Annotated in this window: 20 protein-coding genes; 15 read left to right on the top strand and 5 right to left on the bottom strand. The window is 65.5% G+C overall.

What is annotated here, in order from left to right; translation table 11 throughout:
* Positions 1–2: 2 nt before the first annotated feature.
* Positions 3–2,651, top strand: a complete 2,649-nt coding sequence (locus tag C1924_RS16485) for a PAS-domain containing protein (RefSeq protein ID WP_108766268.1) — start codon at positions 3–5, stop codon at positions 2,649–2,651.
* Positions 2,652–2,738: 87 nt separating this feature from the next.
* Positions 2,739–3,575: an ankyrin repeat domain-containing protein gene (locus C1924_RS16490; protein ID WP_108766269.1), complete on the top strand. Its 837-nt coding sequence runs from the start codon at positions 2,739–2,741 to the stop codon at positions 3,573–3,575.
* Positions 3,576–3,656: 81 nt separating this feature from the next.
* On the opposite strand, the gene C1924_RS16495 is transcribed toward C1924_RS16490, so the two are convergent.
* Genes C1924_RS16495 through C1924_RS16510 form a run of 4 tightly spaced genes read right to left on the bottom strand, consistent with a single transcriptional unit; the run spans position 3,657 to position 7,482 of the window.
* Positions 3,657–4,304 carry a response regulator transcription factor gene (locus C1924_RS16495; protein WP_108766270.1) on the bottom strand — a complete coding sequence of 216 codons (648 nt, stop codon included), beginning with the start codon at positions 4,302–4,304 and terminating at the stop codon, positions 3,657–3,659.
* 49 nt (positions 4,305–4,353) lie between these two features.
* On the bottom strand, positions 4,354–5,409 hold the full coding sequence (locus tag C1924_RS16500; RefSeq protein WP_108766271.1) for an ABC transporter substrate-binding protein: 1,056 nt from the start codon (positions 5,407–5,409) through the stop codon (positions 4,354–4,356).
* Positions 5,406–6,797 carry a sensor histidine kinase gene (locus tag C1924_RS16505; protein WP_108766272.1) on the bottom strand — a complete coding sequence of 464 codons (1,392 nt, stop codon included), beginning with the start codon at positions 6,795–6,797 and terminating at the stop codon, positions 5,406–5,408. The genes C1924_RS16500 and C1924_RS16505 overlap by 4 nt, the downstream gene beginning before the upstream one ends.
* Positions 6,790–7,482 carry a response regulator transcription factor gene (locus C1924_RS16510; protein ID WP_108766273.1) on the bottom strand — a complete coding sequence of 231 codons (693 nt, stop codon included), beginning with the start codon at positions 7,480–7,482 and terminating at the stop codon, positions 6,790–6,792. The genes C1924_RS16505 and C1924_RS16510 overlap by 8 nt, the downstream gene beginning before the upstream one ends.
* A 254-nt stretch (positions 7,483–7,736) precedes the next feature.
* Between C1924_RS16510 and C1924_RS16515 the strand changes: the two genes are divergently transcribed.
* From C1924_RS16515 to phbB, 3 genes are read left to right on the top strand one after another with little or no spacing between them, the layout of a single operon-like run.
* Complete coding sequence (locus C1924_RS16515) at positions 7,737–8,873, top strand: porin (RefSeq protein ID WP_108767101.1); 1,137 nt, start codon at positions 7,737–7,739, stop codon at positions 8,871–8,873.
* Between the two features lie 54 nt (positions 8,874–8,927).
* The gene (locus tag C1924_RS16520; protein ID WP_108767102.1) at positions 8,928–10,259 is read left to right on the top strand and encodes a CitMHS family transporter; all 1,332 of its coding nucleotides are present in this window, start codon (positions 8,928–8,930) and stop codon (positions 10,257–10,259) included.
* Positions 10,260–10,284: 25 nt separating this feature from the next.
* Positions 10,285–11,025, top strand: a complete 741-nt coding sequence (gene phbB / locus C1924_RS16525) for an acetoacetyl-CoA reductase (RefSeq protein WP_079223230.1) — start codon at positions 10,285–10,287, stop codon at positions 11,023–11,025.
* Positions 11,026–11,061: 36 nt separating this feature from the next.
* Here the strand turns inward: phbB and C1924_RS16530 are convergent, their stop codons facing one another.
* Positions 11,062–12,180 (bottom strand): DUF4274 domain-containing protein, encoded by a 1,119-nt coding sequence (locus C1924_RS16530; protein WP_108766274.1) that lies wholly within the window; start codon positions 12,178–12,180, stop codon positions 11,062–11,064.
* A gap of 210 nt (positions 12,181–12,390) precedes the next feature.
* On the opposite strand from C1924_RS16530, the gene tssI reads away from it, so the two are divergent.
* From tssI to C1924_RS16580, 10 genes are all read left to right on the top strand, one after another.
* Positions 12,391–14,904, top strand: a complete 2,514-nt coding sequence (gene tssI / locus C1924_RS16535; RefSeq protein ID WP_159094823.1) for a type VI secretion system Vgr family protein — start codon at positions 12,391–12,393, stop codon at positions 14,902–14,904.
* The gene (locus tag C1924_RS16540) at positions 14,901–15,734 is read left to right on the top strand and encodes a DUF4123 domain-containing protein (protein ID WP_108766276.1); all 834 of its coding nucleotides are present in this window, start codon (positions 14,901–14,903) and stop codon (positions 15,732–15,734) included. The genes tssI and C1924_RS16540 overlap by 4 nt, the downstream gene beginning before the upstream one ends.
* Before the next feature lie 100 nt (positions 15,735–15,834).
* The gene (locus tag C1924_RS16545; protein WP_108766277.1) at positions 15,835–16,470 is read left to right on the top strand and encodes a hypothetical protein; all 636 of its coding nucleotides are present in this window, start codon (positions 15,835–15,837) and stop codon (positions 16,468–16,470) included.
* Positions 16,470–17,048 (top strand): DUF3304 domain-containing protein, encoded by a 579-nt coding sequence (locus tag C1924_RS16550; protein WP_108766278.1) that lies wholly within the window; start codon positions 16,470–16,472, stop codon positions 17,046–17,048. The genes C1924_RS16545 and C1924_RS16550 overlap by 1 nt, the downstream gene beginning before the upstream one ends.
* Complete coding sequence (locus C1924_RS16555; RefSeq protein WP_108766279.1) at positions 17,041–17,622, top strand: DUF3304 domain-containing protein; 582 nt, start codon at positions 17,041–17,043, stop codon at positions 17,620–17,622. The genes C1924_RS16550 and C1924_RS16555 overlap by 8 nt, the downstream gene beginning before the upstream one ends.
* Positions 17,615–18,196 (top strand): DUF3304 domain-containing protein, encoded by a 582-nt coding sequence (locus tag C1924_RS16560; RefSeq protein ID WP_159094824.1) that lies wholly within the window; start codon positions 17,615–17,617, stop codon positions 18,194–18,196. The genes C1924_RS16555 and C1924_RS16560 overlap by 8 nt, the downstream gene beginning before the upstream one ends.
* On the top strand, positions 18,189–18,770 hold the full coding sequence (locus C1924_RS16565; RefSeq protein ID WP_159094825.1) for a DUF3304 domain-containing protein: 582 nt from the start codon (positions 18,189–18,191) through the stop codon (positions 18,768–18,770). The genes C1924_RS16560 and C1924_RS16565 overlap by 8 nt, the downstream gene beginning before the upstream one ends.
* Complete coding sequence (locus C1924_RS16570) at positions 18,739–20,751, top strand: DUF2235 domain-containing protein (protein ID WP_159094826.1); 2,013 nt, start codon at positions 18,739–18,741, stop codon at positions 20,749–20,751. Before C1924_RS16565 ends, C1924_RS16570 begins: the two co-directional genes overlap by 32 nt.
* A complete protein-coding gene (locus tag C1924_RS16575) occupies positions 20,748–22,211 on the top strand; it encodes a DUF2875 family protein (protein ID WP_108766282.1) in 1,464 nt (487 codons plus the stop codon). Before C1924_RS16570 ends, C1924_RS16575 begins: the two co-directional genes overlap by 4 nt.
* Complete coding sequence (locus tag C1924_RS16580) at positions 22,208–22,738, top strand: META domain-containing protein (RefSeq protein ID WP_108766283.1); 531 nt, start codon at positions 22,208–22,210, stop codon at positions 22,736–22,738. Before C1924_RS16575 ends, C1924_RS16580 begins: the two co-directional genes overlap by 4 nt.
* Position 22,739 lies beyond the last annotated feature (1 nt).

Raw genomic sequence — 22,739 nt, forward strand, 5'->3', positions numbered from 1 at the left:
CCATGTACTGGCTCAGCCGCCACCGGATGCTGTTGCTGACCATCGCCGTGATGGTCGGCGGCACGGTGCTGTGCGCGATCATCGCCGGCCATCTGGCCTGGCGGCGCGCGCTGGCTGCCGAGAGCAACCAGGTGCAGCGCCAGTTGCAGCTGTACGGCCAGGGCCTGCAGCAGCGCATCGACCGCTTCGGCACCCTGCCGCAGGTGATGGCGCTGGACCCGGACCTGCTGCAGGCGCTGCGCACACCGCTGACGGCGGCTGAACGCCAGCGCCTGAACCTCAAGCTGCAGCGCGCCAACCAGGTCACGCGTACCTCGACCCTGACACTGGTCGGCCGCAATGGCGTTGCAGTGGCCGCAAGCAACTGGAATGAGCCGGCCAGCAACGTGGGCGAGGACTACGCCTACCGCCCCTACTACCAGCAGGCGATGGCCCATGGCCGGGGCCGCTTCTACGGCATCGGCATGACCACCAACGTGCCCGGCTACTTCATGTCCGAGGCCATTGTCGATGGCGATGGGCAGCGCATCGGCGTGATCGTCATCAAGATCGAGCTGTCGGCGCTGGAGCAGGAATGGCTGGGCAGCCCGGATGTGGTGCTGGCCAGTGACAACCACGATGTGGTGTTCCTGGCCAACCGCGATGCCTGGCGCTACCGGCTGCTGCGCCCGCTGGGGGCCGAGGAACGCCGCGAGATGCTCGATGCCCGCCAGTATGCGGACCGTTCGCTGCAGCCGTTGCGCGTGCGTACCGAGGACGTGCTGGCCGACGGTGGACGGATGGTGCGCCTGCTCGATCCGGCGCTGCCGCAGGCCATGCTGTGGCAGACCCTGCCGCTGCGCGATGAAGACTGGAGCCTGCACCTGCTGCACGATGCCGGTGGTGCCGCCAGTGCCGGCCGGGCCGCCGCCATGGCCGGTGCCGCCGTGTGGATGGCATTGGGGTTCCTGACCCTGTTCGTGCAGCAGCGGCAGCGCCTGTCGCGGCACCGCCAACGCAGCCGCAGCGAACTGGAAACCCTGCTCAAGCAGCACGCGCAGGAGCTGCGAACCGCCCAGGATGGCCTGCTGCAGGCCGCCACCGATGCCGACAGCGGGCTCAGCCGCAGCCTGGAGCACCTGCCGCAGGGTGTGGTGATCATCGACCGCGAATTGCGCCTGGTGGCGTGGAATTCGCGCTACATCGAACTGTTCCGCTTCCCGCAGGGGCTGGTGCGGGTGGGCCGGCCCATCGAAGAACTGTTCCGCTTCAATGCCCGCCGTGGCCTGCTTGGCCCCGGCCCCATCGACGATGCCATCGAGCGCCGCCTGAACCATCTGCGCAGCGGCCGCCCGCACATGCGCGAAAGCGAGAAGGACGACGGCACCGTGCTTGAGATCCGCGGCAACCCGTTGCCCGATGGCGGCTTCGTCACCAGCTATGCGGACATCACCAGCTACAAGAACGCTGCGCGTGAACTGCGCTCGCTGGCCGACGCACTGGAACACCGCGTGGCCGAGCGTACCCACGACCTGGACGAGGCGCGCCGCGAGGCCGTGCAGGCCAACCGCTACAAGACCCGTTTCGTCGCATCGGCCGTGCACGACCTGCTGCAGCCGCTCAATGCGGCGCGCATGTTCGTTTCGGTGCTGCGCGCGCGCTTGAGTGGCGAAGCACGCGAACTCAGCGAGCATGTCGATGCCGCACTGGCTGCGCAGGACGCCATCCTCAACAGCCTGCTGGACATCTCCCGGCTGGAATCGGGTTCGCTGCAGACCCGCGTGCGTGCCTTCGCCCTGTCGCCACTGCTGGAAACCCTGGCGCGCGAATTCGGCATCGCCGCGCAGAGCCGCGGCCTGCAGCTGCACTGGGTCGACACCCGCGCAGTGGTGGTGAGTGATGAAGCACTGCTGCGCCGCATCCTGCAGAACTTCCTGTCCAATGCCCTGCGCTACACCCCGCGTGGTCGCGTGCTGATCGGCTGCCGCCGCGTGGGCGACCAGCTGCGCATCGAAGTGCACGACCAGGGCCCAGGCATTCCGGAGAGCCTGCAGGGCGAGATCTTCGAGGAATTCCGCCGCCTGAACGATGGCGTCGAACAGGAACGGGGCGCGGGCCTGGGGCTGGCCATCGTCGAGCGTATCGGCCGCCTGCTCGGGCACCGCATCAGTCTGCAATCCACCCTGGGCAAGGGCAGCGTGTTCGCGGTGAGCGTGGCACTGGGCCATGCCGACGATGTGGCCGCGCCGGCACCGCCGCCCGTGGTGGCCGCCGAACCATCCGACGACAGCCCACTGCGCCAATGCCGGGTCTGGAGCATCGATGATGATCCGCGCGTGTGTGCCGCCACCCGCGCGCTGCTGGAGCGCTGGGGCTGCAACGTCGAGCTGGCCGATGGCCCGCAGGGCGCGCTGGAAATCGCCAGTGCACTGAACGTGCCGCAGTTGCTGCTGCTGGATGTACGCATGGGGCAATGGCACGGCCCGGACCTGTACGAGGCACTGTGCAGATTGTGGCAGGCGCGGCCGCCGGTGATCCTGGTGACCGCCGAGCGCGATGAAGCGCTGAAGGCGCACGCCGCCGAACAGGGCTGGGGCTTCCTGCCGAAGCCCGTGCGCCCCCCGGCACTGCGGGCACTGATGACACAGATGCTGTTGCGGCACCGCGCGTAGCGTCGAGCGTGCTCGACTGGGCTGGCAACAGCAGTCGAGCAAGCTCGACTCTACAATGGAAGCCCCCTTGTGCCAGGACGGCTATCCATGCCGAAATCCCCAAAGACCGATGTTCCCGCTGACCTGTTTGCTGCTGCATGGGCAGCCAACGCGCAGGCCACGGCGACGCTTCTTGCAGCGGGCGCGGATGTACACGCCGTGGACGCCCATGGCTTCACCGCGCTGCAGCGCGCGGCCAGCAGTGCCGACCACGCGCCGATGGAAGACACGCTGGCCACGCTGCGCCTGTTGATCGATGCCGGCAGCCCGCTTGAGCACGAAGCCAATGGCGGACGCACTGCGTTGTACCTGGCGGCCGAATTCTCGCCGGACGGGCCGGAAGCCGTGCAACTTCTGGTGGATGCCGGCGCACGGCCGGACGTGCGAGACGCACACGGAAACCACGTCGTGGAGAACGCCTGGTCTGCACAGGTGAAAGCTTTGCTGTGCGCGCTCACGGGCCACGCGCCACCCGAAGCGCCGGTACGCAAACCCGACCGGAAGATGTCCGCCGCTGCCTGGAAACTGGCGCGGGCAAAGATCGATGCGGCCTTTGCAGCTCTGGAGGCAACGGGCATCGTCACTGGCCACGCGCAGGGGGATACCCAGGACGACGGCCATGACGACACCCACGAGCGCTTCGTTGAACGCGGCGGTACCGCTGCCGGCCTGAGAGGATTCTGCTTCTATTCCGGCGATGACATGAAACGCGCCAAGCGCACCAGCGATCTGTCCATCGGCTTCTGGGGCCCGCCCGACAGCGCTGCCATGGAGCGGATCGGGCAGGCCATCGTGGACGCTTTCGCCAGTCTGGGCCTGCCTGCAGAGTGGGACGGCACCGAAGGCATGCGCCCCATCATTGATCTGCGTTCCCTCAGCGTCTGACGACTGTAGCGTCGAGCTTGCTCGACTGGCATTTCCAGCCCAGTCGAGCAAGCTCGACTCTACAAAAGCAGCAACACAGGGTCAGATCCCGTCCGCGTCACCTTCCGGTTCCAGCGCCTTCACCAGCACCGCCGCCTGGGTGCGGCTGTGGCACTCGAGCTTCTTCAGGATGGCGGTCACGTGCACCTTCACCGTGTTCTCGGCCAGGCCCAGTTCGTAGGCGATCTGCTTGTTGAGCAGGCCATCGGCCAGGCACAGCAGCACGCGGAACTGCTGGGGGGTGAGCTGGGCCAGGCGCGCGGCCAGCAGCGCGTCGGACTCACTGCGCTCGGGCGCCATCGCCGGGAACCACAGGCTGCCGTCGAGCACCATCTGCACCGCCTGGCCGATGGTCTCGGCCGGGGCCGACTTGGGGATGAACCCGGCGGCGCCGAACTGCTGCGCGCGGCGGATCACCCGCGGGTGGTCGTTGGAGGAAAGAATCACCACCGGGATATCCGGGTGCGAGCCACGCACATGCAGCAGCGCCGAGAAACCGTGCGCACCCGGCATGGTCAGGTCCAGCAGCACCAGGTCCACCTCGGGCTGGGCGTCGAGGGCTTCGGCCAGGGCATCGGCGCTGGCTACCTCGCGCACCTGCGCCAGCGGCAGGCTCTGCCGCAGCGACTGCACCACCGCCGAACGCAGCAGCGGATGGTCATCGGCGATCAGGATGGTGTATTCGCTCATGGGGCCATTGTACCCGTCCGCCGGCCATGGACCGGCGCCAGCCGCGGGCTCAGCGCCCGGCCGGCTCCACGCTGCTGCGCCAGGCATCGAGGAACTGGCGCCGCTTCAGCGCATCGAGGTACACCAGCAGGCCCGGGCCAAGCTGGATGGGACGGCGGCTGCGGCCCGGCGTGTCGCCCGTACGGGCGTTGCCGGTCACGATCGGCATCAGCCGAGCCTCGCGCGAAAGCACCTGCTGGCCACGCGGCGACAACAGGTAATCGAGGAAGCGCCGTGCTTCTTCCGGGTGCGGGCCGGTACGCGGAATGACCGCGGTGCGCAGCACGACCAGGGTGTAGTCCTCCGGTTCGATGATGGCCAGGGGTGCACCACCATCGATGCGTGCCTGCGCGTACGATCCCAGCACGTTGTACACCAGCGACAGCTCGCCACTGGCAACCTTGTCCAGCAGCACGCCCGTGCGTTCTTCGCGCAGCACCGCGTTGTCGCCCAGCGCCCCCAGCAGTGCACCGGCAATGCTGCCGCGCTGCGCGTCCTGGGTCGCCAGCAGATAGCCCACGCTGCTGCGCTCGATGTCATAGGTGCCGACCCTGCCGCGCAACGGCGTGCCCTCGGCGCGCAGCAGGTCCAGCAGCTGGCGGCGCGTATGCGGTGCCTTCGCCGCTGGCAGGCGACGGGTGTTGTAGACCATCACCACCGGTTCGTAGCTGATGCCGAAGGCCTCGCTGCGCCACTGCGCCCAGGCGGGCAGCGCGGCGGTCTGTGCCGAACGATGCGGCAGCGCGTGGCCATCGTTCACCAGCTTGGTCTGCAGGTCCATGCCGCTGGAAATCAGCAGGTCCGGCGAATCCGGTCCGGCCCGATCATGCAGGTAACGCGCGTACAGATCCTGGGTGATGATGTCTTCGTACACCACTTCGGTGCCAGGGTGCAGCCGCTGGTAATCGGCGATGACCACGGCGAACACTTCGATGTCGGTGGTGCCATGAATGCGCAGCTGCGCGGTGACCGGCCCCTGCGCGGTGAAGCGGCGCACGTCTCCCGGCGCAGCCAGCACCGGCAGCGCCAGCAGCAGGGCAAACGTGGTGGCGAACAAGCGGATCATGAACTGCTCCGGGGCAGACGGATGGTGGCGACAAGGCCACCCTGCGGGCGGTTGCTCAGGTCGATATGGCCGCCATGGCTGTCGACCACGCGCTTGACGATGGCCAGGCCGAGGCCAGCGCCACCGGCCGGCGCGCCTTCCCCCCGGGCGAAACGCTCGAATACGCGCCCTGCATCGGCCGCCGCGATGCCCGCACCATGGTCGGCAATGGTGAGTATCGCGTGCCCGCCTTCGACAGTGAGCGCGATCTGCAGGGGGCCATCACCACCGTACTTCAGCGCGTTGTCCACCAAGTTCTTGATCGCCTCGCGCAGCAGCAGCGCGTCGCCATGCACCTGCACGGGCTCAGCCGTCATCGCCAGCTGCACGCGGGGCGCTGGGCCGGCCTGCGGCAATGCTTCATGCAGGGCCTGGTGCACGGTCTCGACCAGGTCCACCGCAGCGAAACGCTGCAGGTTGGAGCGATGGATCACGCTGGCATCGCTGAGAAGCTGGTTGAGCAGGCGGCTCATGTGAGTGGCGTTGCGTTCGATGGCCTGCAGGCTGCGGCGCATGTCCTGCGGATCGTCGTCATCCAGCGCCAGCTGTGCCTGCGCGCGCAGTGCGGCCAGCGGCGTACGCATCTGGTGTGCGGCCTCGGCCATGAACGCGCGCAGCGTCTCGTTGCTGCTGGACAGGCGTTCCATGAACCGGTTCAGTGCCGCCACCATCTGGTCCATCTCGCGCGGCACGCGTGCATCCAGCGGCTTCAGGTCGGACGGTTCGCGCCGCGACAGTTCGCGCTCCACGCGCACCAGCGGCCGGAAGGCGCGGTGCACACCGAAGGCCACCAGGGCGAGCAGCATCAGCGACAACACACCGATCGCCAGCAGCGCGCGGGTCACCATGTCCTGCGCCAAGGCCTCGCGCGCACGGCGGGTCTGCCCCACCTGCACCTGCACCTCGCCCTGCGCGGAGGCTGCCGCGAAGCTGCGGCTGACCACCACGAAGCGCACGGTCTCGCCACTGTAGAGCGCGTCAAACAACTGCGGCTGCGTGCCGGGCCGGCGTGGCGGCGCCGGCAGGTCGCCATAGCCGGTGATGAGAATGCCGCGGCTGTCGGCCACGCGGTAGAACACGCGGTCTTCCGGCGCCATTGCCAGCAGATCCAGCGCGGCATACGGCAGATCCACCTGCCACTGGCCATCCACCAGCGCCACCGAATCGGCGATGGACAGGGCAGAAGACACCAGCAGATGGTCGTAGGAACGGTTGGCGGCGCGCTGGCCGTAATCGCGTGCTGCAAACAGCAGCGCCACGGCGAACACTGCCAGCAGCGTACCCAGGTACAGCAGCAGCGTGCGCCGCAGCGAACCGGGCGCGGCTCCGGCAGGACGCACCTCAGCCATCGCCGTCGCCGCTGCCGTCGCCGGCTTCTTCCAGCAGGTAACCCACGCCACGCACGGTGGTGATGCGCAGCGGTGCACCGGCCAGCTTCTTTCTCAACCGGCCGATATACAGTTCGATGGCGTTCGGCCCGGCCTCATCGTCGAAACCGAACAGGCCATTGCCGATCTCATCCTTACCCACCACCTGGCCGAGGCGGCCGACCAGGATCTCCAGCAGGCGGTACTCGCGGTTGGGCAGTTCGATCGGCTCGCCATCCACGGTGACGCGGTGCGCGGCGTTGTCGAACTGGAATCCGCCCACCTGTACCACCTCGCTGGCCTGGCCACGCGCGCGGCGCAGCAGCACGCGGCAGCGTGCCTCGAACTCGCGGAAATCGAACGGTTTGCCCAGGTAGTCATCGGCGCCCACATCCAGCGCCTGCACGCGGTCCTCGATGCCATCGCGCGCGGTCAGCATCAGCACCGGCGTGCTGTCGCCACGTTCGCGCATGCCCGCCAGCACACGCAGGCCATCCAGCTTGGGCAGGCCGATATCCAGCACCACCAGGTCGAAGCTCTGGTAGCGCAGCACGCTCGCGGCGGCCAGGCCGTCGGCCTGCCAGTCCACCGCGTGCCCGCTGCGGCGCATTCGACGGATGATGGCATCGGCCAGATCCGGATTGTCTTCGACCAGCAGCAGGCGCATCGGCAGGGAGCGGGAAGGCACGAGGAGGGAAGCGAATGCTACCGCGTGCGGCGCGACGGCGTCTGGCAAGCCATACCCGGCGAGCGCAGCGGCCAGCATTTACGCTGCACCGCACAAACCGCTGACAGGACGATGACAGCTACGGCAACCCAGACTGCGGCCGCGCACCATCCGGTGCCCACGATTGCCGCGCGCCCGGCGCGCACCTGGGAGGGTTTGTGGAACTGAAGTTTGCCTGGCAGCGCCCCGCCGCCATGATGGCCCTGGCTGCGCTGGCTGCGCCGGCCTTTGCGGAAGACCACCGGCCGGTGACCGCCACCGTCGGCGGCCGCCTGCACCTGGATTTCGCCACGTTCGACAACGACGATCGCGGCACCCCGAACAAGGACGACACCGAGATCCGCCGTGCCTGGGTGGATGTGTCGGGCAAGTTTTTCGTGGTCGACTACAAGGCCGAGGCCGATTTTTCCGGGGACCGCGTCGAAGCCAAGGACGTCTACCTCAGCCGCAGCTTCGGCAAGGCCGGCAAGCTGACGGTCGGCCAGTTCAAGCAGTATTTCTCGCTGGATGACCGCACCAGTTCCAACTACGGCAGCTTCCTGGAGCGCGGCAACGCCGGCACCACCCTGGCACCGCTGTACCGTCTGGGCGCGTCCTGGCAGGCCAATCCGGGCGACTTCACCTGGGCGGCCAGCCTCTACAGCCTGGAAAGCATCGACGCCTGGCAGGTGAAGGGTCGTGCTGCCGGTGGCCGCGTCACCTGGGCCCCCTCGCCCAGCGACGGCGACGTGCTGCACCTGGGCCTGTCGCTGGCCCACGAGGCCTATGACAATCCGGGCAGCAACGGCACCCCGGGCCTGAAGATCCGCCCGCGCCCGGCCGGCCACCTGTCCGACGAAAGCCGCCTGACCCTGGTCGACTTCTCCGCCGGCCGCGACACCGACGTCAACAAGTGGTCGCTGGAATACGCGCAGGTGCGCGGCCCGCTTTCGTGGCAGGGTGAGTTCAGCGGCGCGACCTTCGACGACGGCGCCCAGCGCGGTGACGTCATGGCCGCCTACGGCATGCTCAGCTGGTTCGTCACCGGCGAAAGCAAGGCCTACGACCGCAAGACCGGGCGCTTCGCCCGGGTGAAGGACATCCGCCACAAAGCCGGTGCCTTTGAAGTCGCGCTGCGCTACGACCAGATGTGGGGCGCCCAGCACCTCGACGGCGCACCGGACCTGCGCCGTGGCAGTACCGCCGCCTGGACGCTGGGCGGCAACTGGTACCTGCGCGACAACCTGCGCTTCATGCTCGATGTCATCGAAAGCCGCAACCGCGATCGTCTCGCGGGGGTGACGCTGGACCGCACGCGTGCGGTCACCGGCCGCCTGCAATTCGATTTCTGACGCCCCATCCCCTCCCCTTCCCCACGTCCTGTCTTCATTAGGAGTCCGCAGATGATGCTGAGCATCCTCGGCTTTGGCATGGTCATTACGTTCATGTACTTGATCATGAGCAAACGACTGTCGCCGCTGGTCGCCCTGATCACCATCCCGATCATCTTCGCTTTGATGGGCGGATTTGGGGCCGACATCGATGAAATGATGCTGGAAGGCATCAAGAAGATCGCGCCGACCGGCGTGATGCTGATGTTCGCCATCCTCTACTTCGGCGTGATGATCGATGCGGGCCTGTTCGATCCGCTGGTGCGCATCATCCTGCGCTTCGTCAAGGGCGATCCGATGAAGATCGTGCTCGGCACCGCCGTGCTGGCGATGCTGATCTCGCTCGACGGTGATGGCTCGACCACGTACATGATCACCGTCTCGGCGATGCTGCCGCTGTACCAGCGGCTGGGCATGAACGCGCTGAACATGACCTGCGTGACCATCCTCGCCGGCGGCGTGATGAACCTGACCCCGTGGGGCGGCCCGACCGCACGTGCCGCCACCGCGCTGCACGTGGACCCGGCCGATGTGTTCGTGCCTTTGATCCCGTCGATGGTGATCGCCTGTGCCGGCGTGCTGCTGCTGGCCTGGTACCTGGGCATGAAGGAACGCCGCCGCCTGGGCGTGGTCACCCTGCCGCAGGGTGGCAGCTGGATGGACAACAGCGTGTCTGATGACAACAACGCACTGCCGTCGGTGGAAGACGCCGAGGACATCAAGCGCCCGAAGCTGCTGTGGGTGAACCTGGCACTGACCCTGGCCCTGATGGGTGCGCTGATCGCCGGCGTGCTGCCGATGCCGGTGCTGTTCATGGTGGGCTTCGCCATCGCCCTGGTCATCAACTACCCGAACCTGGCCGAACAGCGCCGCCGCGTGGTCAACCACGCCGGCAACGTGCTGTCGGTGGTGGCGCTGATCTTCGCCGCGGGCATCTTCACCGGCATCCTCAACAACACCGGCATGGTCGAGGCGATGTCGCACAGCTTCCTGGCGATCATTCCCGAATCGTGGGGCCCGTACCTGGCTGTCATCACCGCGATCGCGTCGATGCCGTTCACCTTCTTCATGTCCAACGACGCCTTCTACTTCGGCGTGCTGCCGATCCTCTCCGAGGCCGCCGGCAACTACGGCATCACCCCGGTGGAAATGGCCCGTGCCTCGCTGGCCGGGCAGCCGGTGCACCTGCTCAGCCCGCTGGTGCCCTCCACCTATCTGCTGGTGGGCCTGGCCAAGGTTGAATTCGCCGACCACCAGAAGTTCACCCTGAAGTGGGCCATCGCCATCTCGCTGCTGCTGATGGCCGGTGGACTGCTGTTCGGCCTGTATCCCCTCTTCGCTGCATGACCTGCCTCCCAAGGAGCGTTCTGCCATGACCCTTCGTATTGCGTACGTCACCAGCGGCATGGGCAGTGTCGGCACTGCCATCTGCCAGAGCCTGGCCCGCTCCGGGCACACCGTGGTCGCCGGCTGCGCGCCCAACTCGCCACGCAAGGCCAACTGGCTGCGCGAACAGCGTGAGCAGGGCTTTGACTTCATCGCCTCCGAAGGCAATGCCACCGACTGGGCATCCACCTCGGCGGCCTTCGCCAAGGTGCGCGCCGAAGTGGGCGAAGTGGACGTGCTGGTCAACAACTCCGGCGGCAGCCGCGACCTGCTGTTCCGGCAGATGACGGTGGAGGACTGGAATGCGGTGATCGCCTCCAACCTCAACGCGTTGTTCAACCTGACCAAGCAGGTGGTCGATGGCATGGCCACGCGCGGCTGGGGCCGCATCGTCAACATCGGTTCGGTCAGCGCCCACAAGGGCCAGATCGGCCAGGTGAACTACGCGACGGCGAAGGCGGCAATGCACGGTTTCAGCCGTGCCTTGGCTGCTGAAGTCGCTTCGCGCGGGGTCACCGTGAACACCTTGTCGCCCGGCTACATCGCCAGCCAGGCCATCAGCAGCTTCCCGCCGGACGTGCTGGACCGGCTGGCCGCCTCGGTGCCGGTACGCCGCCTGGGCCGGCCGGAGGAAGTGGCCGGCCTGGTGGCCTGGCTGGCCTCGGATGAAGCCTCGTATGTGACCGGTGCGGATTACCCGGTCAATGGTGGGTTGTACATGGGGTGAGGCGCCCATCCACGCATGGCGTGGATGCTTGATCCTCTACCCGCGGGCGTTCGCCAGCGCCTCGGCAATGTCTTCGGGCAGGCCGCTGATGAAATCCACTTCGTCCGATTCCTCCACGATCTGACCCGGGCGCGGCAGCCACATCAGGGCGGGAATCGCACGCAACACCTCCCGACCCGGCCAGCGCGTGGGAAACCGTGGCCGGTTCCACTCCAGGTCGAAACCCAGCCCGTGATCCGCGTAGGCGCCTTCAGCCAGGCGCTGCTCGATCTGTCGCAGCACCGCAGCGGTGTAGCGGTGCGACTTCGGCACATCCTCGATCGTGGCGAACGGGACGTACCACGACGCGCCCAGGTTCCAGTAGAGCGCCAGTGCGCTGGATGCAGCCAGGCTCGGTTGGTCCAGCAACCACTGCAGCGCATCTGACAGTGAGCTGGCCTCGGCGAACAGCATCACCTGATGGCGTTGCTGCGGCGATGCCTGGCGCAGGAAGGACTCGAGTACCGGCCAGCCCGCATCCGATGCCATCGCCACCGGCGACAGCATCGGTGGGACCGCTTCAGCATAGATGTCGACGTCGCCGGCCACGTCGTCGCCCAGGGCCGGGCCACGATCAGGCTGCATCGCAGCGGCCAGGTCCTGCAGTTGTGCAGCCCAGTCCAATGGCAGGCCGTCATCGAAGGTTTCGTCAATCACCTCCGCGAAAGGATCGACCGCCCGCGCGCCCACGACGGCGGCCAGCATGGTGTCCGGCACGGCACGGCGCATCGTCAGCCCGGGATGATCGCCCGCCGATGGGCCAGGCCAGTTGCATGGATCGAAGGCGAGCCCATGATCGGCATAGAAGCCTGCCAGATAGCGCTGCTCGATGCCCTGGACGATCGCGTAGGCATCGCGCTCATGCTCGGGCACGTCGCCATCGCTGGCGTACTGGGCGAACCAGGCTGCGCCCAGCGACCAGTACATCAGCAGGGCCGTCGCGCGATCAAGCTCGCTGCGGCCTGCCAGCCAGGCCAGCAGCTCGGGGCTGTCGTCATGGTTGCGGCGCGCAACATAGATGTGGCGCTGCGCAGGTGATGCCTGCAGCAGGTACTCCTGCAGCAGCGTGCGCGAGGCGCGTTCGTACTCGTCGGGGGTCAAGGGGGAGGCTTCCATCACAACGGGAACCCAAAAGTTTAGTCGCCCCTCCTCGACAGCGTGGGATCAGTAGATCCACGCCATGCGTGGATGCACCTGCCACCACCCACGCTACCCCTACAGCGCACCCAGCCAGAAATCACCTTCATTTTTCGTAATCGTCCTATAGACCACGGCAGTCAACGGACCGCACCCTGCGCCAACACTCTGCCAGGGAGGCACGCTGTAATGCACACGATTGCGAAACCCGTGAGTGGCGATCGCCTGATTGATACCTGCTGGGGACCGGGCGCAGATGAACCGTCGGTCTTCATCCAGTCGCTCGACTACCGGGATGCGTTCAACGAGGATTTCGCTCTCACCGCCCACGGTCTGGTGCAGGCTAGCCTTGAAGAGGTACAGGCACTGCAGGGCCGCGTTGTAGGCGTCGGCGTGACCCGCCCCGGCAACGGGCGTCGCTGGTTCTGCGGCATCGTCGATGCCATCCGGTGTACAGCACAGCACGACGCGTGGCACAACGTCACATTCCGGATCGTGTCAGCGCTGGCCCTGCTGGACCGACGGACGGCCTGCCGCGTCTTCCAGGACATGAGCGTGCCGGATATCGTGGCATGCATTCTTGAGGAGCACCGCCAGGGTAACACCAGCATCGCCCTGGCGTTCGACCATCGGCGCTCATTGCTGGCGCAGCATGACATGCGCTCGTACTGCGTGCAGTTCAACGAATCGGACAAGCAGTTCATCGAACGCCTGCTTGCCGAAGAAGGCATCAGCTACCGGTTCGAGTTCGATCGGGTGGACGGCACGCCGCGCCACGTGCTTGTTCTGAGCGACCAGCCTCTGTTTGATCCCGACGGCGCCGTTGCCCTGCCACACCGCGCCGCCGGTACGGATGACGGCACGCCCCATCTGCAGGGGTGGCAGCTGCTGCACAGGCTGATTCCCTCGCGCCACACGCTGTCCAGCTTCGACTATGCGAGCGCACAGCGCCTGCGCGGCAGCGACGGTCTCGCGCTGTCGGCAAGTGCCTATATGACCCGGAGCGTGCAGGGTCTGGAAAGCCATCAGGCACGCACCCTCTATTACGGCAGCAACACTGCGGACATGAACCGTTACGCGCGCCTGCAGATGCAGGCGCAGGAGCTGAGGTCGAGGACGTGCCTCGGCGAGGGCGACTTCCGCGGGCTTGCCACCGCCGACAGCGTGCTGGTGGAAGGACGACCTGGTACAGCCGGGGCACCGGCGCCTGCGGGCTTCCTCATCAGTGGCGTGCACGTGCTTGCTACCAACAACCTCCCTGATGCGATGGCCTCCCTCGCTCCGGCAGCTGGGCACCTGCCCCCGGCAGGCCAATGCCTCACCCGGTTCCGCGCGGTGCCGGGCGATATGCCGCTGGTACCCATGCACACGCGCCCCCTGTTGCGTCCCAATGCGCCCGGCGTGCAGACCGCGACGGTGGTGGGGCCGGAGGGCGAGACCGTGTACACCGATGCCTTGGGGCGCATCCGCATCCGCTTTCACTGGCAGCGTGACCAGGATGAACCGGCCAATCGCGATGGTCAGAACGCGTGGTCATCCACCTGGGTGCGCGTGGCCATGCCCAGTGCAGGTGACGGTTTTGGCCATCAGTTCCTGCCACGGGTGGGTCAGGAAGTGGTCGTCGCCTTTCTTCACGGCGACATTGATCGCCCTCTGGTCATCGCTGGCGTCTACAACGGGCGCCACGCAACGCCACGCTTTAGTGGCATGGGCAGCCTGCCGGCCAACCGCGCCGTGTCGGGCATCCGCAGCCACGAGCACGGTGGTGACGGATTCAATGAACTCTCGATGGACGACACCGGGCAGGCACTGGGCACGACGCTGCGATCCAGCCCCTTCGAAAGTGCACTGCACCTGGGCCATGTAGCAACACCGCGCAGCGATGGCAACGCGCAGGCACGCGGCCAGGGTGCGGAGCTGCGCACCGATGCGGCATTGGCGCTGCGCTCGGCCAAAGGCCTGCTGGTAAGCAGCCATGCGCAGAGCGGTGGAACCGGCCCGCAGATGGCGCTGCCGGAGCTGCTGGACGTCCTTGGCACCTGCCGCCAGCTGTTCGGCACCCTGGCCGAGATGGCCACGCGCCTGCAGGCCGGCACACCGGACGCCGATGCCCAGACAGCGTTGGACACCGCACTGCAGGGCTGGTCGGGGGATACCGTCGCAGCCAACGAGCCGGTCATTGCGCTGGCGGCATCTGCCGGCCTGGTCAGTGCCTCGCCTGCCAGCCAGCTGCATGTCAGCGGCCAGCACCACGATGTGGTGGCGCAGGGGCGGGTGCAGCACACCAGCGGTGAACGCATGCAGCTGCTGGCCGGCAAAGGCCTGTCGATGTTCGTGGCCGAGGGCGGCGTGCAGGCCGTCGCCAACCAGGGCGACCTGCAGCTGCAGGCCCGTGACGGGCTGCTGGACGGTCATGCGCTCGCCGGCATGCAGCTGAGCACGGAGAAGGGGGAGATCGTGCTGTCCTCACCCAGCATCCGCCTGGTGGCCGCCGATGGCAGCTTCATCCGCATCGGTGATGGGGTAACGGTCGGCAGCAAAGGGGCGCTGGCGTTCCACGGTGCCGAGCACCGCTGGGAAGGCCCGGCAAGCGACCACTGGAGCCGCACGTTGCCGACCGAACTCCCGCCGATCTGCCTGCCCTGCCTGGCCAGAGCTGCGGCCGCAGGTAGCGCCCGCGTGCAGCTGGCGGGCGCGGCATGAATCCACTGCCCCCACTGTGGCGTGACTGCAGAACGCAGCCCGGTATCGAGCCGCTGGTGCTGGTGGACGGCGCGATGCAGCGCGACGTCGGCGCACGCCTGGCAAGCTGCGCAGGCGACGCGGTCTCGCTGTTTTCGGATCTGCCCGGGGCGGCACAGGCGCTCGGCCCTTGGCTGATGTCCCCTGCCCACGCCGTGTCGTTGGGGCTGGACGGCAGCGGCCCTGGAATGAACTGGCTGGCCAGCCGTTGCACCTTCGGAGAGACGCTCGTGCACCTGCGCCATTGGCTGCGCGACGGCGACCCAGCCGGCATGCAGTACACCCGGCTGGCAGATGGGCGGGTGCTGCGTGCGGCGATCCAAGTGTGGCATCCCGAGCAGCTTGTCGCTTTCAGCACGCCGTGGGCCGGGTGGTGGCTGGCAGACCGCGACGGACGGGCGATGCCACTGGCGATTCCCCCGCTGCATGCCATGGCTGGGATGGAGCACGCGTCTCCTGGCTGGGACGCGGACCAGACGGCGGCGCTCGCTGAACTGGGATTGGCTGATGCACTGCTGCAATCACTGAAACCCACGCTTCGCTCCATGCCGTCAGCTACACCCCGGGAAGCGCGCCACGCTCTGGCGACAACACTGATTGCCGCAGCACGGCAGCACGGCTATGTGGAACCAAGTGATCTGGCCAGCTGGATTGCCTGGGGTGTGCTTCGCAGTGAGGACGCGGATGCGCTTAGCGCGCATCCGGTGCATGCACAAGCGCTGCGAGGCGCGGATCTGTGGATGGCACTGGGGAATGCGGAGGTCGTTCGACCTTCATCCGATTCAATCTGACAACGGAGAACACAGCTTGAACAACACAGATCGGAGCACCGCATCCCCGGACGCACGGAAGACGGACGATGGCGACGGGAGCGTGCGGGAGGAATCCACCATGGTCGGCTGGATCCTGCTGGACACGCTGGTCACGCTGGCACTGGTCACTTCGGCGGTCTCGCTGCTGCCCGCCTTCCGGCCGCCTGCGACTGGCAGCGTGGCCTACGCACGCGAGGAAAGTCCCGTTGGCTTTGCGCTGGTACTGGCCGTCCCCCTGTTCCTCGTCGTCAATGGCATGCGCCGCGGTTTTCTAAGACATGCCATCGGAATGCGGCATGCCCGCGCGCTCGATCAGATGGCATTCGGCTCCATTGCCGCAGTGCTGGTGATGGCCATCGGCTACGCGCAGTACGGCGAACACCCCCCAACGATGCTGATGCCGCTGTACCTCGCCGCCGTCATGGTGCCTGCGGCTCTGCTGATCTTCGGCCTGCACCACCAGGCCAAGCGAGAGGAAGCGGAGTGGGCACGGGAACTGGAACACGTGGAAAAGATCTCGGCGGCTGAACTCGCCGATGAAGCCCGGTCTGCGGGCAAGGCGTGGATCAGCGTTGCGCTGCTGACTGCCGCAGCTGCCGCTGCCTTTGGCGTGTCAATGCTTGTTCCAGGCCACGCTGGTGCAGACGCGGGGCAAGAGGATGCGCAGCTCCACTACCCGATTCATGCGGTGACCGGAGCCGTTGAGGAGGAGTGATGCACGACCGTTCTCGTTCGCTGGGACGTTCGCTTCTGCTGAAACTGGGTTCGCTGCACCCGGTCGCGAAAGCTGCACTGCTCATCGCGTACGTCGCCTTGTCTGCCGTGCTGCTGGTGATCTGGAAGACCCGGGAAGTATCGCAACCCGTGCCGACCTGGATAGGCAGCAATCTGACATCGATGGATTACGAGCCGACCGATACGTTTGTCCGGCCGGTCTATGTGAACGGGAAGGGAGGTGACATGGCCGGCGATGGCGCGAGCACCATGCTGGGCGTCCTCAGCCTACCGGCCCACTGGTATCCCGGACTGACGGCTCGCGTGAAATGGCGCCGCTGCAGGCGAAACCTGGACTACGTGCCAGGAGAGCCAAAGGACAAGGGCTGCCGCTGGGTGGAAAAGGACGTACCGGTCCAACCCTACACCTACGTAGCGGAGACCTGGGTGCACATCTTTGAGAACGACGAGGTACTGGTCATTCCAAGCGCGCTCTTCCCGAGCGACGAAAATTATCCTGGCGCGCCCTATCCCTACAAGAATTTCTTTGACAAACGAGGGATTGGAGAAGATGAGTAAGCCGGAGATCGTCAAGCCTCTCCAAGGCTCAAGACCTTATCAACTCTCGACACGCACCCGAACTTTGCGGGTGGCGAGCTGGATCCTGCTGCTGATTGTGACCGTAGCACTCTGCGCGTGCGCGCGTGCAGAAAAGGCATACGAGCCACCAAAGTACATCGGCAGCAATTTGACGTCGATGGACTACGAGCCGAGTGACACCTACGTTCGGCCGGTCTATGTGAATGGAAAGGGAGGCGACAGCGCGGGCACAGGTGGTAGCACCATGCTGGGCGTCCTCAGCCTGCCGACCCGCTGGTATCCCGGACTGACGGTTCGCGTGAAGTGGCGCCGTTGCAGGCGAAACATTGACTACGTGCCGGGAGAGCCAAAGGACAAGGGCTGCCGCTGGGTGGAGAAGGACGTACCGGTCCAGCCCTATACCTATGTTGCAGAGACTTGGCTCCACATCTTTGAGAACGATGAAGTGCTGGTCATTCCCAGTGCGCTTTTCCCGAGCGATCAGAACTATCCGGGCGCGTCCTTTCCCTACAAGAACTTCAATGAGAAGAGAGGCATTGGCGAAAATGAATAAGCAGAAAATCGCCAAGCTTCTCCAGTGTTCCCGTTCCTGCCAGTTCGCGACACGCACCCGACCACGGCGAATGCCAACCCGAATCATACCGCTGATTTTTACCGCAGCGCTCTGTGCATGCGCGCGCGCAGACAAGGCCCCCGAGCCGCCGACGTACATCGGCAGCAACCTGACCTCCATGGACTACGAGCCGACTGACACCTTCGTTCGGCCGGTCTATGTGAACGGAAAGGGAGGCGACAGCGCGGGCACAGGTGGCAGCACCATGCTGGGCGTCCTCAGCCTGCCGACCCGCGGGCATCCCGGACTGATGGCTCACGTCAAGTGGCGGCGTTGCGAGGCAGGTACTGAGTACGTTCCGGGTGAACCGGAAGACGAAGGCTGCCGCTGGGTGGAGAAGGACGTACCGGTCCAGCCCTATACCTATGTTGCAGAGACTTGGCTCCACATCTTTGAGAACGATGAAGTGCTGGTCATTCCCAGTGCGCTTTTCCCGAGCGATCAGGACTATCCGGGCGCGTCCTTTCCCTACAAGAACTTCAATGAGAAGAGAGGCATTGGCGAAAATGAATAAGCAGAAAATCGCCAAGCTTCTCCAGTGTTCCCGTTGCTGCCAGTTGGCGACACGCACCCGACCACGGCGAATGCCAACCCGAATCATACCGCTGATTTTTACCGCAGCGCTCTGTGCATGCGCGCGTGCAGACAAGGCTTACGAGCAGCCGAAGTACATCGGCAGCAATTTGACGTCGATGGATTACGAGCCGACTGACACCTTCGTTCGGCCGGTCTATGTGAACGGAAAGGGAGGCGGGCGAGCAAGCACTGGGGCGAGCACCACGCTGGGCGCGATCAGCCTGCCTACCCGTTGGTATCCCGGACTGTCGGTTCGTGTGAAGTGGCGGCGTTGCAAGCGAAACCTGGACTATGTACAAGGCGAACCAGAAGACAAAGGCTGTCGTTGGGTAGAGAAAGATGTAGCGGTCCAGCCCTACACCTATGTCGCCGAAACCTGGCTGCACATCTTTGAAAATGATGAGGTTCTGGTTGTTCCTAGCGCACTTTCACCGCGCCACCCTGACTATCCCGGCGCGCGCTACCCCTATAAGAACTTCAATGAAAAAAGAGGCATTGGCGAACATGAGTAAGCGGGAGATCGAATTTGCATGGCTTCCCGGCGACGCACCGGCGACGCTGCACCTCAATCCAGTATCAGCGCAGATCAGTTCCGGCTCGGCACCTTGCCTAATCACAATGCAGGTCTCCATCTTCTTTGACGGCACGCGCAACCACGCAGATGAAGACAGGCCAAGTGGTTCACACAGCAACGTCGCACGGCTCTTCGATGTCTGTCTTGAAAAATCCGAAACTGGTCAAAGCAGGCTCTACATCCCCGGCGTCGGCACGCCGTTTCCGTCCATCGGCGAGCACGAACCGCACCCTCTTGGCGCGCGTGATGGCTTCTACGGCGACCGCCGCCTGCGCTATGCCTACCTGTACGTCGCCAATCGAATCGCCAGGCTCAGTGGCTACCCGCCCATTGTCGAAGAGAACGAGCAGGCGCTCATCCGCGCCATCGAAGACGAGGAGCAGGTAAAGGTCTGGACCACTACACTGGCTGGCATTCTCGCCCACCCCAAGCCCGCCGCACCCAACATTGCCGGAATCACCCTGGACTTGTTTGGCTTCTCACGTGGCGCCACTGCTGCCCGCGCGTTCCTCAATCAACTCATCGAATGGACCGGCGGAAAACAGGCCGCCATCTGTGGCATTCCTCTGCGGGTGCGTTTCATGGGGCTGTTCGACACGGTGGCATCGGTGCATGTAGCCGACTCGGTGCCCATACTGCCCGGCGATGGTCACTTGAAGTGGGCTGAGCCCCTTCACATGAAAATTCCAGGCTTTGTCGAGCAGTGCGTGCACATGATTGCTGCCCACGAGGCGCGAAATTCGTTCCCGCTTACCACCATCGGCGCAGGGCAGGGTGATGCACCTCAGCGCCTGGAGATCATCTACCCCGGCATGCACTCTGACGTGGGTGGTGGCTACGGCCCCATTACCCAGGGCAAAGGCACGAACCGGTCCGGCGCCATTCGTCAGCAGCAGCAGGACATGCTGTCGCAGATTCCGCTCAACGACATGTATCGCCGGGCACATGCAGCAGGTGTGCCCTTGGTTGACCTCGAAAACCTGAAGGAACAGGGGCTCGCAGATGACTTCGCCATCTCCCCCGAGCTTCAAAGTGCGTTTGATGCACATCAAAGCCGCCTCGGCAGCTTCAAGGGCGGTGCACCTTTGATGCGGCAATTGCACCATCACTATCTCGACTACATCGGCTGGCGCCGCAGCGTACTGCGCAGGAACGACTACATCGCCCAGCCCTTCGTCCGGCAGTGCAAACCTGCCTTGATGCAGGATTACATCAATCTCGACCAGTCCAACGTCGAGCTGCACCAGGATGTTGAGGCCTGCGAGGGCCTGGGTGGCACGCTCCGCAGCATGGTGAGTCGCTGGTCCGGGGTCTACGGCTACGTCACCGGCTTTCCACCCATGCGGGACATGTACCAGCGTTATTGGAGTACCTCGCCCGATCCTTCCCCCGCTGTCCGCAGACTGCTGGAAGACCACGTCCATGATTCCCGCGCGGCATTCGTTCTGACCGACCCCCAGTGCCAGCGCGACTACGACAACATGCACAAGGAACTGGAGGAGAAAGATCGACGCTATAGAGAGGCGCGGCGCCGTTATGACGAGGTCACGCTGCCGGGGTATCAGCGACGGCTGGAACAGCGTCCGGCCTCTGGTGAAGACAGGCCACCGCCACCGATCGACCCGTTGAACGTCGAGGACCGGCGGGCATTGAAGATCTTCCGTGATGGCGGCCAACCGATCTTCACGGATGCCAGGCCGGCATCACTCATGGATGGCAAGCTCGACGCCCTGGATGCAATTGCCACATCCACCCGCCGCGAGCCTCGTTGGAGCTACCTGCGTCGTCGCCAGGTGTTTCGCATCACTTCCGGTACAACGACGGCGGTAACGCCTTCTGGACCACTGGCACAGCCGTCCCCGACAACCAAGCCAGTGGGCATGAGCCAACGCCTCACCTATGCGGATGGCTTGTCATGAGCCGCTCTGCCTGGACATTCGCATTCCTTCTGCTGACCGTGGCCTGGTCTGTGCTGATGGTCCTCTACGCGACCGATCCGACCGAGAGAGCCGGCGCGGCGGCGCTGGTGCCGTGGCTCGGCGGCGTGATTGGGGCCGCGCTTGTCTGCACGGCAGGGTATGCGTTGCAGCAGGCGTTCCGGTCTCCGGCTGCCCAGGCTCCGGCCCAGCCTCACGCCTCCACCCCATCACCTGTACCCGGCACGCTCTGCATTCGCGCGTGTCATGCCTGGATGGCAGGCAGCGCCGCTGCGGAGCTTGCTTCCTCAATTTCGCATCGCAGGCACCCAGTGCCTGCGGAGAACGCAGGCGCGCGCATCGACAATGGCTCTGCTCAACACGGAATGCAGCTGCAGGTGCAACTGGCTCTGGCCATGGACATGCTTGCAACAGACGTACCCGATGGCGGCCCGCTGCCGATTCTGACACTGGCCCCTCCCATTACAGAGGCCAGTCGCTATGCCGCCCGGCATTGGCCGGGCCTGATGAAAATGCAATCCGATCAACCTGCCCGTCTACTGCTGCGCGAGCAGGATATGGACGGGCTCACACTCGCGCCGCTGATGCAGAACCTGCATCGGATAATGGATGAGACACGGCAACTGGACAGCATCGCGCTACTCAGCGTCGATGGGCGCCTGATTCGCGGAGACCCGGGCCAGCAAGCGCCTCGACAATCTCCTTGCGACAGCATCGTGCTGTTCTGGATCAGTCGTGAGCATCTGCCGTCGCGTATCCGCACCGAAGCCATACCGGGGTCGCGTGTGGATGTAGACGCGTTGCGCATGCCCTATCGTTGGTGGCGGGACGCCATGGAATCGATGATCCCATCGCGCTTCGCCACACCCGAAACCCACGTTCATCCAAGCTCAACCTGGCACCAGGCCATGTCCGGGGAAATGACCGACGGTGTTCCAGAGCGCGCGGCGGGCACCCATGACCCGTGGTACCCCGCGCCGTGGACACACGAACAGGTCGCACAGTGGGACGCTGCGCCTGTGCTGGCATCGCTGCCACATCCGGTCTTCATCCCGATCCAGCGGCGCACCGAAGCTCCGGATTCTCATGGCATACAGCAGCAGCGCATTGTGGACGCATGGAACGCGCTTACCACCGCCCTTCCTCAAGGTGCGCTTCACATCTGGTTCGACAGCCAGGCCGAGCCTGGGTCAATCCGCGCGTTCCGGCGTGCGCTGGCTGGCTTGAGTGAGCCCATCGACCTGGCCGCCCCCGAACACGCCACGGATGTTCACACCCAGGTGGGCGCGCTGGGCAGTGGCTCAGGCGCGTCCTCACTGGCGCTGGCCGCCCACAGCGGCGGCAACCATGTGGTCGTGCTTGCTTCCGCAGAAGGATTACTGCTGCAGCCTGTCCTTGCCCACACCCCATCAGATGTGCCGCTCCACAAGGAAACCGCATGAAGAACTACACCACGCTGCTTCTGGCGCTGGCACTTCCGTTCACTCTGGCAGCGTGCAGAAGAGAAGCGCCTCAGGCCGTTGAAGCCCCACCCCGCCCCTGGTACGCCCCGGAGCCCTGGCAGGCGGGTCCCGAAGCCCCGCAGCCTTTGCTTCAAACCGTCTGGAAGCTGAGCCACCTTCCAGTTGACGACCATCACCCCGCTGTCCAGCTGGTGCCTAAATCCCAGGCAGGCTTTGTCATCTTCGAGGCGGACGGCCGCCGTATCACCGGGTTCGCGGGCTGCCAGCCGCTGACCGGCATCTACCGCCTGCATGGCGAAGAAGGTTTGGCCATCGAGGCTGTCGCCCGCACAGGTGCGAGGTGCCACAAGGCAGCGTTCGACACGATCGGTGACCGCTTTGCCACCGCACTCAGCACCGCAACCGGCTACCGCCTTGGCAAGGACGATGCGGTGCTGGAACTGCTGGACGGCGAGCGCGTGACCGCGACATTGATCTACCGCACGCCCCCTCCGGGTCGGTGGTGAT

The sequence above is a fragment of the Stenotrophomonas sp. ESTM1D_MKCIP4_1 genome (assembly GCF_003086895.1).
Classification (GTDB): domain Bacteria; phylum Pseudomonadota; class Gammaproteobacteria; order Xanthomonadales; family Xanthomonadaceae; genus Stenotrophomonas.